At 73.6% G+C, this 15081-nt stretch carries 12 protein-coding genes and 1 riboswitch; of the genes, 8 read left to right on the forward strand and 4 right to left on the reverse strand.

Annotated features, from left to right (window positions below):
• The first annotated feature begins 76 nt into the window (after positions 1-76).
• Both trpD and PV796_RS27640 read left to right on the forward strand, forming a co-directional pair.
• Complete coding sequence (gene trpD, locus PV796_RS27635; protein ID WP_274916100.1) at positions 77-1141, forward strand: anthranilate phosphoribosyltransferase; 1065 nt, start codon at positions 77-79, stop codon at positions 1139-1141.
• Positions 1142-1225: 84 nt separating this feature from the next.
• A riboswitch (SAM riboswitch) is annotated at positions 1226-1343 on the forward strand.
• A gap of 204 nt (positions 1344-1547) precedes the next feature.
• The gene (locus PV796_RS27640) at positions 1548-2918 is read left to right on the forward strand and encodes an aminotransferase class V-fold PLP-dependent enzyme (RefSeq protein ID WP_274916101.1); all 1371 of its coding nucleotides are present in this window, start codon (positions 1548-1550) and stop codon (positions 2916-2918) included.
• Positions 2919-3714: 796 nt separating this feature from the next.
• Here the strand turns inward: PV796_RS27640 and PV796_RS27645 are convergent.
• Complete coding sequence (locus tag PV796_RS27645) at positions 3715-3996, reverse strand: Lrp/AsnC family transcriptional regulator (RefSeq protein WP_274916102.1); 282 nt, start codon at positions 3994-3996, stop codon at positions 3715-3717.
• Positions 3993-4724, reverse strand: a complete 732-nt coding sequence (locus PV796_RS27650) for a rhomboid family intramembrane serine protease (protein ID WP_376565913.1) — start codon at positions 4722-4724, stop codon at positions 3993-3995. Before PV796_RS27650 ends, PV796_RS27645 begins: the two co-directional genes overlap by 4 nt.
• A gap of 186 nt (positions 4725-4910) precedes the next feature.
• Between PV796_RS27650 and PV796_RS27655 the strand changes: the two genes are divergently transcribed.
• From PV796_RS27655 to PV796_RS27675, 5 genes are all read left to right on the forward strand, one after another.
• Positions 4911-5150: a hypothetical protein gene (locus tag PV796_RS27655; RefSeq protein ID WP_274916103.1), complete on the forward strand. Its 240-nt coding sequence runs from the start codon at positions 4911-4913 to the stop codon at positions 5148-5150.
• Between the two features lie 75 nt (positions 5151-5225).
• Entirely contained in the window at positions 5226-6542 is a 1317-nt protein-coding gene (locus tag PV796_RS27660) for an NYN domain-containing protein (protein ID WP_274919272.1), read from the forward strand.
• A gap of 308 nt (positions 6543-6850) precedes the next feature.
• Positions 6851-7876, forward strand: a complete 1026-nt coding sequence (locus PV796_RS27665) for a C40 family peptidase (RefSeq protein WP_274916104.1) — start codon at positions 6851-6853, stop codon at positions 7874-7876.
• A 235-nt stretch (positions 7877-8111) separates the two neighbouring features.
• Positions 8112-9158: a C40 family peptidase gene (locus tag PV796_RS27670; RefSeq protein ID WP_274916105.1), complete on the forward strand. Its 1047-nt coding sequence runs from the start codon at positions 8112-8114 to the stop codon at positions 9156-9158.
• Between the two features lie 53 nt (positions 9159-9211).
• The gene (locus PV796_RS27675; RefSeq protein ID WP_274916106.1) at positions 9212-10603 is read left to right on the forward strand and encodes a hypothetical protein; all 1392 of its coding nucleotides are present in this window, start codon (positions 9212-9214) and stop codon (positions 10601-10603) included.
• On the opposite strand, the gene PV796_RS27680 is transcribed toward PV796_RS27675, so the two are convergent.
• The gene (locus PV796_RS27680) at positions 10560-11891 is read right to left on the reverse strand and encodes a glycosyltransferase 87 family protein (protein WP_274916107.1); all 1332 of its coding nucleotides are present in this window, start codon (positions 11889-11891) and stop codon (positions 10560-10562) included. The two genes, PV796_RS27675 and PV796_RS27680, sit on opposite strands and share 44 nt — an antisense overlap.
• Before the next feature lie 188 nt (positions 11892-12079).
• Here PV796_RS27680 and PV796_RS27685 point away from each other — a divergent pair, with 188 nt between their 5' ends.
• Entirely contained in the window at positions 12080-13222 is a 1143-nt protein-coding gene (locus PV796_RS27685) for a glycosyltransferase family 4 protein (RefSeq protein ID WP_274916108.1), read from the forward strand.
• A gap of 45 nt (positions 13223-13267) precedes the next feature.
• Here the strand turns inward: PV796_RS27685 and PV796_RS27690 are convergent, their stop codons facing one another.
• Positions 13268-15064 (reverse strand): AMP-dependent synthetase/ligase, encoded by a 1797-nt coding sequence (locus tag PV796_RS27690; RefSeq protein WP_274916109.1) that lies wholly within the window; start codon positions 15062-15064, stop codon positions 13268-13270.
• Positions 15065-15081: the final 17 nt, after the last annotated feature.

A 15081-nucleotide genomic window follows, 5' to 3' on the forward strand; every position in this document is an offset into this window, starting at 1 on the left:
TGGACGGGGCCCTTCGGCGTCCGCGGAGGTCGATAGGGTGACGACACAGGCACGACACGAACCAGGAGCGTGGACCATGAACGTTGTGACCCCGGCGGGCGGCGGCAGCGTGGCGGACCGCTCCTGGCCGGTCGTGCTGAACACCCTCCTCGACGGCCACGACCTCACCGCGGACGACACCGCCTGGGTCATGGACCGGATCATGCGCGGCCAGGCCACCGACGCGCAGATCGCCGGCTTCGCGGTCGCGCTGCGGGCCAAGGGCGAGACGGTCGCGGAGATCTCCGGCCTGGTGCGGACGATGTACGCGCACGCCAGCCTGATCGACGTGCCCGGCCCCAGCGTCGACATCGTTGGCACCGGCGGCGACGGGGCGAAGACCGTCAACATCTCCACCATGTCGGCGATCGTGGTCGCCGGCACCGGCGCCAAGGTCGTCAAGCACGGCAGCCGCGCCGCGTCCTCGGCCAGCGGCGCCTCCGACGTGCTGGAGAAGCTGGGCGTCAATCTGGACCTGAGCCCGCGCCGGGTCGTGGAGGTCGCCGAGGAGGCCGGCATCACCTTCTGCTTCGCGGCCAAGTTCCACCCCGCGCTGCGCCATGTGGCGGCCGCCCGCGGCCAGTTGGGCATCCGCACGACCTTCAACGTGCTGGGCCCGCTGACCAACCCCGCCCGGGTCAAGGCCCAGGCCACCGGCGTCGCGGACGCCAAGATGGCGCCGATCCTGGCCGGGGTGCTCGCCGAGCGCGGCTCCTCCGCGCTGGTCTTCCGCGGCGACGACGGTCTGGACGAGCTGACCACCACCGCCACCTCCCGGGTGTGGATCGTGCGCGACGGCACGGTCCGCGAGGAGCCGTTCGACCCCCGGGACGTCGGCATCGACCTGGTGCCGGTGACGGCGCTGCGCGGCGCGGACGCGTCGTACAACGCGGAGGTGGCCCGCCGGCTGCTGGACGGCGAGACCGGCCCGGTGCGGGAGGCGGTGTTGCTCAACGCGGCGGCCGCGCTGGCCGCGTTGGAGCCGTCCGACGCCCCGTTGACCGAGCGGATCCGGGACGGCCTCGGCCGGGCCGCCGAGTCCCTCGACTCCGGGGCGGCCAAGCGGACCCTGGAGCGCTGGGCGGCGGCCAGCAACGCCTGACGGCCGCGGATGTGACGCAGGTCCCGGTCCGGAATGCGGACCGGGGCTTGCGCCCCGAAGATCGTGTGGCATGATTCATGCCCAGGTCACGAGTGACAGCGACACAGGCCCCGGCCCGCTGTCCGGCAACCCTCCTTCCGTGGCGGGGTGCCCCGGGTGATGACCAGGCCGCAGGCAGCGAGGTCTGCGGCAAGCGCGGATCCCTCGCCAGGGATCCTGGTCCCCGAGGGAGCTACCCCCGTGATGCAGCGAATGCGCTAGGGCCGTCGGCCCCGTTCCCGCGCTCCTCAGCTCTTCTCTCCTTTCACACCGCGGTGCCGTGCCCGGCCGTTCCTCCGCGCCCCTCCCGGGCTCCCGAGGACGCCCCCACCGCGGTGAACTCGCTTACCTCTCACGGGAGTTCGCCATGTCTGTTTCCGCCGTTGCCGCCGACCGCGCCGTCTGCGCCCCGCTGCCCGTGCTGGGACGGGACGTCACCGTCCCGCTGGTGACCGGCGGCGAGGCCGGTTACGCCGCGCTGGACTACGCCGCCAGCGCCCCCGCGCTCCAGCGGGTCTGGGACGACGTGGCCGGCTACGCGCCGTACTACGGCAGCGTCCACCGCGGTGCCGGCTACCTCTCTCAACTCTCCACCGACCTCTTCGAGAACAGCCGCAAGACGGTCGCCGACTTCCTCGGCTGCCGCCCCGACGACCAGCTCGTCTTCACCCGCTCCACCACCGACTCGCTGAACCTGCTGGCCGCCGCTCTGCCGCAGGGCACCCGGGTGTTCGTCTTCGAGACCGAGCACCACGCCTCGCTGCTGCCCTGGGAGCGCCGCGCGGACCTGGCCGTGACGTACCTCAACGCGCCGCGCACCCCGCGGCAGGCGGTGGACGCCCTGGAGCAGGCGCTGGCCGCCCGCGAGCCGTACGGCCCCGCGCTGGTGTGCGTCACCGGCGCCTCGAACGTGACCGGGGAGCTGTGGCCGGTACGGGAGTTGGCGGCCGCCGCGCACGCCCACGGCGCCCGGATCGTGCTGGACGCGGCCCAACTCGCCCCGCACCACCCGGTGGACCTCGCCGAACTCGACGTCGACTGGGTCGCGTTCTCCGGCCACAAGCTGTACGCGCCGTTCGGCGCAGGGGTGTTGGCCGGCCGCGCCGACTGGCTCCAGGACGCCGATCCGTACCTGGCCGGCGGCGGCGCCAGCCGCACGGTGGCCCGACGGGCCGACGGCGGGGTGGACGTCGAGTGGCACACCACCGCCGCCCGGCACGAGGCCGGATCCCCCAACGTCATCGGCGCCTACGCCATCGCCTCCGCCTGCCGGGCGCTCACCGAGGCCGGTTTCGACGGCCTCGTCGCCCGCGAACAGGAGCTGATCGCCCAGGTCCGGGCGGGCCTGGCCGATGTCCCCGAGGTCCGGATCCTCTCCCTCTTCGGCGCCGACGCGCCGCGCGTCGGCGTCCTCTCCTTCGTCGTCGACGGCTGGAACAGCTCGCACTTCGCCGCGGCCCTCTCCGCGGAGTACGGGATCGGCGTCCGCGACGGCCTGTTCTGCGCGCACCCCCTGGTCCGCACGCTCCTGGGCAGCGCCCCCCAGGACCCGGGCGAGTGCGGCGCCCCCGAGGCGGCCCCCGGCGAACGCTCCCTGAACGCGATCCGCGTCAGCTTCGGGGCGGGGACGCCGGACGAGCACATCGCCCGGTTCGTCCGGGCGGTCCGGGAACTCGTCGCCGACGGCGCACGGTGGAAGTACCGGGTGGAGGACGGCCGTTGCGTGCCCTGCGCGTAGCGCAGGTTGTTTCTTCCCACGTTGTCGGCTCTCCCGCCGCGCGGGTTGCTGTTCTTTGCGCCTTGCGGCGCGGGGCGGTCCGCTGCCGGTCCGCTGCGCGGGGCGGGCCGACGTGTCCGCTGCGCGGGGCGGGTGGGGTTGTTGTCCGCTGCGCGGGGCTGTTGGGGTGCGGTGACGGGCCTGCGGGGTGGGTGTGCAGGACTGCTTCGCTTTACGTCCTGCACACCCACCCCTCCGGCCCGTCCCCTCCCGTTGGGGGTGGGTGAAAAACGGTGGGTGCCACGTCCTGTCGGTGGGTCAACTCGGGCCGCTGGGTTGAGTGGTGACCGTCAGAGGACGCATGAGCTTGAGCGGTGACCGTGAGGGGACGCGTGAGGCTGGGTGGTGACGGTCAGAGGACGCGTGAGCTTGAGTGGTGACCGTGAGGGGACGCGTGAGGCTGGGTGGTGACCGTAAGAAGACGTATGAGCCTGCGCGGTGACGGTCAGAGGACGTGTGAGCTTGAGTGGTGACCGTAAGAGGACAGGTGGCCCGAGCGCCCGGGCGGCGACCGTCAGCGGACCACAGTGGCCAGCCCCATCCCAGAGAAATCCACCCACCCAACGGGAGGTGACGGGCCGGAGGGGGCGATATGCCAGACGTAAAGCGAAGCAGTCTGGCATATCGCCCCCTCCGGCCCGTCACCGCAACCCGACAGCCCCGCGCAGCGGACCAACGCGCTTGCGCCGCAGGCGCAAAGACAGCAACCCCCACGGCGGGACGGCCGACAACGTGGGAAGCCAAGCCCAGCGCAGCGTCACGCGTCGAGGCCGATGGAAAACGCCGTCTCAAGGTCGTGTTGTGAATACGTGCGGAACGCGATGTGCGTCTCGGTGGAGGCGACGCCGGGGACCTTGCTGATGCGGCCGGGGATGACGTCCGCGAGGTCGTCGTGGTGGGCGACCCGGACCATCGCGATGAGGTCGTGGGCGCCGGTGACCGAGTAGACCTCGCTGACGCCTTCCAGCGCGGCGATCTGCTCGGCGATCTCCGGGATCTGGTCCACGCTGGTCTTGATGAGCACGATCGACGTGATCACGGCTGGCTCTCTTCCTCGGCCGACGGTCCATTGCCCCTGGTGGCCCCCAGAGTATCCCGCCCGTAGCGGGCCCATGCGTAGAGGAAGCCGAGGGCGAAGCCGACGACGTGGGCGAGGTAGGCGACGCCGGGGCCGGCCGGGTCGTGCTGGGCGGCCTGCCACTGGAGGCAGAACCAGAAGAGCAGCACGATCCAGGCGGGGAAGCGCAGGGGGAGGAAGAACAGGAACGGGAAGAGGCTGGTGACCCGGGCCCGGGGGAAGAGGAAGAGGAAGGCGCCGAGGACACCGGAGATCGAGCCGGAGGCGCCGACCAGGGTCTGGTCCGAGTGCGCGTGCGCGGCCGCGTAGCCGATCAGGGCGAGGTAGCCGACGGCCAGGTAGAAGACGGTGAAGGGGAGCCGGCCCATCCGGGTCTCGGTCATGCCGCCGAAGACGTACAGGAACAGGACGTTGCCGAGCAGGTGCAGCCAGCTCCCGTGCACGAAGAGCGCGGTGAGCGGGGTGAGCAGGGCTTGGGGGGAGCCCCTCCACAGTTCGAGCGGAATCACGCCCCAGTGCGCGAAGTAGGCGTTCTGGGCGCGGAGCAGGGCGGCGCCGGTGCCGTAGGTCCGCAGCAGGCCGGAGGCGGGGCCGAGCACGAAGAGCGTGCAGCACAGCGCGATCAGCACGTTCGTCATCCGTGAGAACACCGCGCGCAGCGAGTGGGCGGGGTGGGCCGGCGCCGTCATGAAGTGATCATGGCGCAATGCGGGCACACGGGACAGAGTGCCTCGCCGCGTCCCGGCTTCCGGGCGGGCCCGCGCCGGCCCCCTGCCAGGCCGTAGGGTTACAGGCAGTACCTTGCGTATTTCCGCAGTCCGGCGGCGCACCCGCGCGGGGCGCACCGCAGCACGAGTACGAAAGAGGACGACACGATGGCTGTTCCCCTGCCGACGGCGGAAACCCGGTGGCGCTGTGTGCTCTGTGGCAATCTCACCCGGTTTGATGTGACCCGCCGGTCCAAGGTGGTGGAGTACGTGCACCTGGATCTGGCCGGTGAGCCGTCGGTGGAGGAGCGCGAGGTCGTCAGCGAGACCGTGGAGTCCGTGCGCTGCCGCTGGTGCAACGCGGTCGACCAGATCGAGCTGGTGGACCGTCCGGGCGCGAGCGCCTGAGATCGGAGCGATGCAGCCGTGGTGGAACGTCCAGAAGGGGAGCTGGGGGCGGAGCGTGCGGACGCGCCCGGAGGGGTGGCCGACGAGGTGCTCGATCAGCCACTGCCCGAGGGCGTACGGCGCCGCGTCGTGGCGCTCACCGCGGAGTGGTTCGGGGCGCTGACGGTCTCCGAACTCCCGCCCCCCTTGCGGCAGTACGCCCGTTTCACCCCGACCCGTCGGGCCAAGTTCGCCGGGAACGCGATGGCCGCGGCGCTGGAGGGCGACGCCGTGTTCCGGCAGCGGATCGCGGGCAAGCTGCGGCAGGCGCAGCCGGAGCTCGCCGAGGCGCTGGAGCAGGGGACCCTGCCGGCCGCCGCCGATCCGCTGGACGTCGCGGCGGCGGCGTACGTGCTGCGGCCCGAGGGCTGGGTCAAGCTGGTCGCGGCGGCCGGCGAGGAGGCGCAGCGGGCGCGCGCCGAGCGGGCCGGCGAGGAGGCCGAGCGGGAGTTGGCCCGGCTGCGCGAGGAGTTGGCGCAGGCGCGCGGCGAGGCGCGCGGCGAGGCGGACCGGGTCCGGGCGGATCTGGAGGCGGCCCGCAAGGAGAACGAGTCGTTGCAGCGGAAGCTGCGCAGCGCGCTCAGCGACATCCGGCGCGGGGAGGCCGCGGTCCGCAAGGTCGAGGCCGCGCTGGCCGAGGTCCGGGAGCGGGCGGCGACCGACAAGGCGGCGGCGGACAGCGAGGTGCGCCGGTTCAAGGCGCGGATCGCGGAGGCCGAGGCGGCGTTGGAGGCCAGTCGGCGGTCGGCCCGCGAGGGGCGCAGCGTGGAGGACATGCGGCTGCGGCTGCTGTTGGACACGGTGTTGGACGCGGCGCAGGGGCTGCGCCGGGAGTTGGCGCTGCCGCCCGCGGCGGGGCGTCCCGCGGACACCGTCGAGGCGGTCGAGCCGGGCCGGATGACGCCCAAGGACATCGCGACCCGGGCGCTGTCGGAGACCGATCCGGCGCTGCTGGACCAACTCCTGGCGCTGCCCCAGGCGCATCTGGTCGTCGACGGCTACAACGTCACCAAGACCGGCTATCCGACGATGCCGTTGGAGAAGCAGCGGCTGCGGCTGCTGGGCGGGTTGGCGGTGCTGGCGGCCCAGACCGGTGCGGAGATGACGTGCGTCTTCGACGGGGCGGAGTTGGCCGCGCCGGTGTTGTTGGCGCCGCCGCGCGGGGTGCGGGTGCTGTTCAGCAAACCGGGCGTGACGGCCGACGAGTTGATCCGGCAGCTGGTGCGGGCCGAGCCGGCGGGCCGCCCGGTGGTGGTGGTCTCCTCGGACCGTGAGGTGGCCGACGGGGTCGCCAAGGCGGGGGCCCGGCCGGTGGCATCCGCCTTGCTGCTCAAGCGACTTGCCCGAACCTGACATTTCACACCCAGACCGGAATATCGCCGGGGGCATGCGCCCGCGCTTCGTATCGGAGCGTCAAATGCCGCTTACTGGCCGTGTGATGTTGGTAAAAGTTGGGGGCGACGGTGCAGAAATTCCCCGTGAGGATTTGAAGCGATCACAACTCGGTTACTAAGGTCGGGCCTCGAACCTTCATACAGGTGATCATCCACCCGGGACGGTCAGTGAAGGTACCGCCGAGTCCGCGGCGTTCGCGCGGAGCCGGGGACCCCAAGCTCCCCCCACTCCCGGTAGGCGGCTGGAGGAAGAAGGAGCTCGCCCCCGTGGCGTCCCACCGTCGACCCAAGCAGCCGAGCCGTACTCGTGTGACCGTGCTCACCGCGACCGCCGCCGCGGCCGTCGCCCTCTCGTCCCAGGCGGCGCACGCCGATCCGAGCCAGTCGAAGAAGGACGTCAAGTCCGAGGTCGACAAGCTCTACAACGACGCGGAGCAGGCCACCGAGAAGTACAACGGCGTCAAGGAGCAGCAGGACAAGCTCCAGAAGGAGGTCGACGACCTCCAGGACAAGGTGGCCCGCGGCCAGGGCGATCTGAACCAGCTCCGCAAGGGCCTCGGCGCCATCGCCTCCGGCCAGTACCGCAGCGGCAGCATCGACCCCTCGGTCCAGTTGTTCCTCTCCGGCAATCCGGACACCTACCTCGAAAAGGCCGCCACGCTCGACCAGTTGAGCGGCAAGCAGGCCGAGCAGCTCAAGACCATCGCGGACAAGCAGCGCCAACTCGCCCAGGAGCGCGCGGAGGCCGCCAGCAAGATCCAGGACCTCTCCGAGACCCGCAAGTCGCTCGGGGACAAGAAGGACGAGATCAAGGCCAAGCTGGCCAAGGCGCAGGAGCTGCTCAACACCCTGACCGCCAAGGAGCGGGCGGCCATGCAGGCCGCGGACGACCGGGCCAACCGCAGCAACGACCGGGTCAACCTCGGCGACGACGTGCCGGCCTCGCAGCGCGGTGCGGCCGCCCTGGCCGCCGCCCAGTCGAAGATAGGTTCCCCGTACGTCTGGGGCGCCACCGGCCCGTCCTCCTTCGACTGCTCGGGCCTGACGTCCTGGGCGTACTCGCAGGCCGGCCAGTCGCTGCCGCGCACCTCGCAGGAGCAGGCCAACGCCGGCACCCGGATCGGCTCGGAGAGCGCCCTGAAGCCCGGCGACCTGGTGCTCTTCTACGGCGACCTGCACCACATCGGCCTCTACGCCGGCAACGGCACCGTGCTGCACGCCCCGAAGCCGGGCGCCGCGGTGCGCTACGAGTCGATCAACAACATGCCGTTCCAGTTCGGCGTGCGGGTCTGAAAAGACTCACAACACCCGCAACCCACCGCCCGATCGGGCGAATTGCGGCCCCCGCCACTGACCTGCCGCTCCGCCGGTGACCTGCGAAGTCACCGGCGGAGCGGCTTTTTGGGTACGAAAAGCGGTCTTTGGCCGGCGTACCGCGGCGCGGTTACTGTCTGCCCTCGCAGTCGCCGGATCACCGACCGTCCCGCCCGGGCGGCAGGGGCTGCACACGGAAGGAGTTGCGGCCCTCGTGGTGTCCCATCGCCGTACCTCGCAGCGCGGTCAGACGACCCTCGCCTCGGTCACCGTCCTGTCCGCCGCCCTGGCGACCGCGGCCGCCGCGCTGTCGGCCCAGCCGGCCAGCGCCGACCCCGTCGAACACCCCTCGGCCGGCCGCCAGGACGCCGCCGCCCGGGTCGGCAAGCTCTACGAGGAGGCCGAGCGGGCCACCGAGAAGTACGACGAGGCCAGCGCCCACACCGCCCAACTGCGCGGCGAGGTCTCCGCCCTCCAGGACCGCGCCGCGCGCACCCTGGAGCAGGTCAACGGCATGCGGTCCCGGCTCGGCGCGCTGGCCGCCGCCCAGTACCGGTCCGGCGGGATCGACCCCGGCGTCCGACTGATGCTCTCCGAACGGCCCGAAAGCTACCTGGAGAAGGCGTCCGCGCTGGACCGGCTCAGCGGCACCCAGGCCCGCGAGCTGCACCGGCTCCAGGCCGCCACCCGTCAACTGGACCAGCAGCGCCGGGAAGCGGCCCGGAAGCTGGCCCAACTGGAGGCCGGCCGCGTCGAGGTGGCCAAGCACAAGAAGGACGTCCAGCGGAAGCTGGCCACCGCGCGGCGGCTGCTCAACGCCCTGCCCGCGCCGGCCCGGGCCGCGTACGACCGGGTCACCCGCAGCGACGGGCGGGACGAGCAGGTGCCGGACCTGACCGGGATCGAGGCGGGCACGGACCGGGCCGCGGCCGCGGTCGCCGCGGTGCGCGCCGCGATCGGCTCCCCCTACGCCTGGGGCAGCACCGGACCCTCGTCGTTCGACTGCTCCGGCCTCACCCAATGGGCCTACGGCAAGGCCGGCGTCTCGCTGCCGCGCACCTCCCAGGCCCAGCGCGGCGCCGGCACCCGGATCCCGCTGTCCGAGGCCCGCCCCGGCGACCTGGTCATCTACCGCTCGGACGCCAGCCACGTCGGGATGTACGTCGGCAACGGGCAGGTCGTGCACGCGCCCTATCCGGGCGCCCGGGTGCGCTACGACCCGGTCGGCATGATGCCGGTCTCGTCGGTCACCAGGCCCTGAGCCGTCCGCCCCTGCGTTTTTGTGCCGGCCGGGCCGCCCTTACGATCGGCCGCATGGCGGACCAGAGGGCGCGACGCAGGGGGCCGGGGCGGGTCGCACGGCCGGTCGGCTGCGCGGTGTCGCTGTGCGCGCTGCTGGTCCCGCTCGCCGGGTGCGCGCCCGCTGAGGGGCCCACCGCGCAGTACCCGGGGGCCCAACAGATGCTCGACGCGCGGGCCGACGCCGTCCGGCGGCACGACACCGGGGCCTTCCTGTCCTCCGTCGACCCCCGGGCCACCGGCTTCCGCGCCCGGCAGCGCGAGGTCGCAGACCACCTCGCCGCCGTCCCGCTCGCCGACTGGCGCTACGACCTGGTCGCCACCGGCGCCTTCCCGTTGCCGATGGGCGGCGGGAAGCGGCTGGCCGCGCAGGTGCGGCTGCGCTACCGCCTCAAGGGCTTCGACACCGCGCCGGTCACCAGCTTCCAGTACCTCACCCTGACCGAGCGGGACGGCCGTTGGCTGGTCAGCTCCGACTCCGACGGCGCCGCGGACGGCCGGGTCGGCACCCGTCAGCTCTGGGACCAGGGCCCGGTGACGGTGGTGCGCGGCCGGTATGGCCTGGTGCTGGGCGGGGCCGGCGACCCGGCGCGGCTGCGCGATCTGGCGAAGCGGGTGGACGCGGCGGTGCCCGCGGTCTCCGCCGCCTGGAAGGAGAAGTGGGCCCGGAAGGTGGTGGTGGAGGCGCCCGACACCGTCGAGCGGATGGCCCAACTGATGGGCAGCGACGACCCGTCGGGGTACTCCGGGATCGCGGCGGTCACGACGGGGGAGGCGGGCGCGGAGAGCGCGGCCCCCGCGGACCGGGTGATCGTCAACCCCGACGCCTACGAGGAGCTCAACGACCTGGGCCGCACGGTCGTCCTCACCCACGAGACCACCCATGTCGCCACCCGCGCGCTGACCACCCCGGCCACTCCGCTGTGGCTCTCGGAGGGGTTCGCGGACTGGGTCGCCTACCGGGAGGTGCGCCGCCGGCCCGCGACCACCGCGCCGGAGCTGACCCGCGCGGTCACCGCCGGCCACCCGCCGGCCCGACTGCCCAGCGACGCCGACTTCGGCTTCCGGTCCGGCGCGGAGCGGCTGGCCACCGCGTACGAGGGCGGCTGGCTGGCCTGCCGGATGATCGCCGACAGGTGGGGCGAGGCGCGGCTGATGGCCTTCTACCGGGACATCGGCCGGCGCGGGCTGCGCACCGCCGCGTCCCGTCCGGGCACGGCCCCCATGGAGGCGCGCACCCCCGCCCCGTCGGCGGCGCCCGGCTCGGCGGCCCCCGCGGTGGGCGGCGCCCCGCGGACCGCCCGCGGCACCGCGGTGGTGGAGCGCGCCATGCGCACCCAACTGGGCGTCGGGATGGCCGAGTTCACCGCGATGTGGCGGGCGTATGTGCGTCAGGAGCTGGACTGAGCGAGGGGCGGGCGCCGGGGACGCCGGCGTCGGGCGCGGGCCGGCCGCGACCGCCGGCGGTCCACAGGCGGTGGCAGGCGAGCAGGGACGCGGCGAGCAGGAGGCCGTTGCGCGCGGTCAGCAGCGCGATGCCCCAGGGGGTGCTCGCCACCACGTCCGCGAAGTGGGCCGGGAACTCCAGCAGCGTCACCCCGGCGGCCAGCAGCACCAGCACCGCCGGCGGGCCCTGCCGGCTGGCCCGTACGGTCAGGCCGGCCGCGGCCGTGCCGACCAGCCACAGCAGGTACTGCGGGCTGATCACCCGGCTCGTGGTGACGAAGAGCAGGACGGCGGTGAAGGCGGCGTCGCCGAGCGTCGCGGGGGTCGGCCCGTCCGCCCGCAGCCGCCAGTGGACCAGCCAGGCCAGCGCGGCGCCGGACAGGGCCAGCGCCACCGCGCTGACCAGGGGGACGCCGGGGCCGAGGAACTCCAGTGAGCCGTAGTGGAGTTGGACCGCGCCGGGCCAGCCGGCGTGCCGGGCCAGGTGCAGCGCCAGCGCGCCCAGCGACTCGACCTCGGTGCCGCGGTCGCGCTGGAAGCCGACGAAGGCGAGCGCGCCCGGCGCGGCCAGGACCGCGACCAGCAGCAGACCCGCGACCCAGCCGATCGCGCTGCACCACAGGGTGCGGGCCCGGCGGCCGCGTAGCGGCGCCCCGACCAGCAGCAGCACCGGCCACACCTTCAGCAGGGCGCCGCAGGCGAGCAGCGCGCCCGCGGTGCGCGGCCGGCGGGCCGCCGCGAGCAGCGCCGCCGCGGCCACCGCCGCCACCAGCAGGTCGTAGCGGGCGTATGCGGTCGGGCCGAGCAGGGCGACGCCGGCGATCCACACCCAGGCCCCCGCGCGGCGGTGCCCCGGCCGGCGCCCGGCGCGCAGCAGCACCGCCAGCGCCGCCGCGTCCACGGCCAGCAGCAGGGCGAAGAACGCGGTGGCGTACGGGAGGAACGGCAGCAGGCGGGGGGCGAGGATCGGCAGCGCGGCGGCCGGGGGGTACTGCCAGGTGACGTCGTCGAGCGGGAAGGTGCCGGAGGCCAGGACGTCGGCCCAGCCGCGGTAGATCACCGAGACGTCGGTGGTGACGTCCGGGCCGGGGAGCGTCAACACCCCCAGCACGCACAGCAGGAGCAGCGCGCGGGTCGCGGCCCACGTCGCCCAGGCCACCGCGGTCGAGCGGGCGGCCCGGGGGAGTCGGCCGGGGCGGTCCGCCGCCGGGTCCGTCGTCGCGTCCGCCTGGCTGTCGGTGCTCGTCATCGTCACCCCGTCGGTCGTGGTGCCTGCATGATGCCGGGCGGGCGCGACGTCCGCCGGGCAGGCCGGGTGCGGGCGTGGCGGGGCGCGGCGCCCGGGGCGGAGCGGCCACCCGGTACTGTCGGCCCCGGAGCCCTTGGCCGCCCCGCGGCCCGCCCGCCGAGAGACCGCGACCGCCTAAAGAGACCACCGTGCACAAGACCCTCATCGTCACCAACGACTTCCCGCCCCGGCCCGGCGGCATCCAGGCATTCCTGCACAGCATGGCGCTGCGGCTGGACCCGGCCCAGGTCGTCGTCTACGCCTCCACCTGGAAACGGAGCGAGGAGGGCCGGGCGGCCACCGCCGCCTTCGACGCCGAGCAGCCGTTCCCGGTGGTCCGGGACGCCACGACGATGCTGCTGCCGACGCCCCGGGTGACCCGGCGGGCGGTCTCGCTGCTGCGCGAACACGGCTGTTCCTCGGTGTGGTTCGGGGCCGCCGCGCCGCTGGGGCTGATGGCGCCGGCGCTGCGCGCGGCCGGCGCGGAGCGGATCGTGGCGACCACCCACGGCCACGAGGCCGGCTGGGCGCAGCTCCCGGCCGCCCGCCAACTGCTGCGCCGGATCGGCGAGGGCACCGACACCCTCACCTACCTCGGCGAGTACACCCGCTCGCGGATCGCCGCCGCGCTGACCCCGGCCGCCGCCGCCCGCATGGCCCAACTCCCGCCTGGCGTCGACGAGAAGACCTTCCACCCGGGCTCGGGCGGCGACGCGGTACGGGCCCGGCTCGGGCTCGCCGACCGGCCGGTGGTGGCCTGCGTCTCCCGGCTCGTCCCGCGCAAGGGGCAGGACACCCTGATCGAGGCGATGCCGAGGATCCTCGCCGAGGTGCCGGACGCGGTGCTGCTGGTCGTCGGCGGCGGCCCGTACGAGGAGCAACTGCACGCGCTGGCGAGGGAGAAGGGCGTCGCCGACGCGGTCCGCTTCACCGGCGCCGTCCCGTGGGAGGAGCTGCCCGCCCACTACGGCGCGGGCGACGTCTTCGCGATGCCGTGCCGCACCCGGCGCGGTGGCCTGGACGTCGAGGGCCTGGGCATCGTCTACCTGGAGGCGTCCGCCACCGGACTCCCGGTCGTCGCGGGCGACTCGGGCGGCGCCCCCGACGCGGTGCTGGACGGCGAGACCGGCTGGGTGGTGCCCGGTGGCTCCCCGACGGCCGCCGCCGAACGCATCGTCGCCCTCCTCAAGGACCCCGACCTGCGCCGCGCCATGGGCGCCCGCGGCCGCGCCTGGGTGGAGGAGAAGTGGCGCTGGGACCTACTGGCGGAGAGGCTGCGGGAGTTGCTGTAGCCGCACGCCGCGTCCCCGGCCCGGCCCCGGCCCACCGGACACGCCCTAGGCGCGGTAGATCGCCTCGATCTCCTCCGCGAAGTCCTTGGCGACGACGTTCCGCTTCAGCTTCAGCGACGGCGTCACGTGCCCGGACTCCTCGGTGAACTGGGTCGGCAGGATGCGGAACTTGCGGACCGACTCGGCCTTGGAGACCGCCGCGTTGCCGTCGTCGACGGCGCGCTGGACGGCGGCCAACAGCTCGGGGTCGGTGGCGAGTTGGGCGGGCGTGACGTCCGCCGGGCGGCCGTGCTCCTCGGCCCAGCGGGGCAGGAACTCCTCGTCGAGGGTGATCAGCGCGCCGATGAACGGACGGCCGTCGCCGACCACCATGCACTCGGCGATCAGCGCGTGGGCGCGGATGCGGTCCTCGATGACCGCGGGAGCGACGTTCTTGCCGCCCGCGGTGACGAGTATCTCCTTCTTGCGGCCGGTGATGGCGAGGTAGCCGTCCTCGTCGAGGGTGCCGAGGTCGCCGGTGTGGAACCAGCCGTCGGAGAGCGCCTCTTGGGTGGCCGTCGGGTTGTTCCAGTACTCGGTGAAGAGGTGCTCGCCGTGCAGCAGCACCTCGCCGTCGTCGGCGATCCGGACCACCGAGCCGGGCAGCGGTTGCCCGACGGTGCCGATCTTCTGCCGGTCCCAGGGGTTGAACGCGGTGGCCGCGCAGGACTCGGTGAGGCCGTAGCCCTCCAGGGCGGTGAAGCCGATGCCGCGGTAGAAGTGGCCGAGCCGCTCGCCGAGCGGGGCGCCGCCGGAGATGGCGTGGGTGGCCCGGCCGCCCAGCACCGCCCGCAGCTTGCCGTAGACGAGGCGGTCGAAGAGCTTGTAGCGGAGCTTGAGGCCGAAGGAGGCGCCGCCGGGGGTGTCCAGGGCGCGGCTGTAGGCGATCGCGGTCTCGGCGGCCTTGTCGAAGATCTTGCCCTTGCCGTCGGCCTGCGCCTTGGCCCGGGCGCCGTTGTAGACCTTCTCGAAGACCCGGGGGACGCCCAGGATCAGCGTCGGCCGGAAGGAGGCCAGGTCGTCGGTGAGGTGCTTGATGTCCGGCGCGTGGCCCAGCTTGATCGGGGCCATGACGGAGGCGACCTGCACCAGCCGGCCGAAGACGTGCGCGACGGGCAGGAAGAGCAGCACGGAGGAGTGGCCGGTGCGGAAGAGGGGGCGCAGCCGCTCGACGACGTTGCCGCACTCGGCGAAGAAGCTGCGGTGGCTGAGCACGCAGCCCTTGGGGCGGCCGGTGGTGCCGGAGGTGTAGACGATGGTGGCGGGGGAGTCCGCGTCGGCCAGCGCGCTGCGCTCGTCGACCTCCGCGTCGGTGATCCCGTCCCCGGCGGCCCGCAGTCTGGCGATCGCGTCCCGCTCGATCTGCCAGATGTTCGCCAGATCCGGCAGCCGGTCGCGGACCGACTCCACCGTCGCCTCGTGGGCGGGCGTCTCCACCAGGCAGGCCACCGCGCCGGAGTCGCCGAGGATCCACTGGATCTGCTCGGCGGAACTGGTCTCGTATACGGGGACGGTGATGGCGCCCGCGCTCCAGATGGCGAAGTCCAGCAGCGTCCACTCGTAACGGGTGCGCGACATCAGGCCGACCCGGTCGCCGGGCTGGATCCCGGCGGCCATCAGTCCCTTCGCGGCCGCCCGGACCTCGGCGAGGAAGACGGTGGCGGTGACGTCCTCCCAGGCGCCGTTGACCTTCCGCCCCAGGACCGCGACGTCCGGGTGCTGCGCGGCGTTGCGGCGGATCAGGTCCGTCAGATTGCCGTCCGCGGGGACCTCGTACAGGGCCGGAAGGCTGAACTCGCGCAAGACTGCTGCTCCTTGAA

This window comes from Streptomyces sp. WZ-12 (assembly GCF_028898845.1).
GTDB lineage: Bacteria > Actinomycetota > Actinomycetes > Streptomycetales > Streptomycetaceae > Streptomyces.

Excerpts from the sequence above, each read along its gene's own strand:
- PV796_RS27655 (WP_274916103.1), top strand. The coding sequence starts at position 4,911 with ATGGCTGTTCCCCTGCCGACGGCGGAAACCCGGTGGCGCTGTGTGCTC.
- PV796_RS27640 (WP_274916101.1), top strand. The coding sequence starts at position 1,548 with ATGTCTGTTTCCGCCGTTGCCGCCGACCGCGCCGTCTGCGCCCCGCTG.
- PV796_RS27675 (WP_274916106.1), top strand. The coding sequence starts at position 9,212 with ATGGCGGACCAGAGGGCGCGACGCAGGGGGCCGGGGCGGGTCGCACGG.
- PV796_RS27650 (WP_376565913.1), bottom strand. The coding sequence starts at position 4,724 with ATGACGGCGCCGGCCCACCCCGCCCACTCGCTGCGCGCGGTGTTCTCA.
- trpD (WP_274916100.1), top strand. The coding sequence starts at position 77 with ATGAACGTTGTGACCCCGGCGGGCGGCGGCAGCGTGGCGGACCGCTCC.
- PV796_RS27680 (WP_274916107.1), bottom strand. The coding sequence starts at position 11,891 with ATGACGAGCACCGACAGCCAGGCGGACGCGACGACGGACCCGGCGGCG.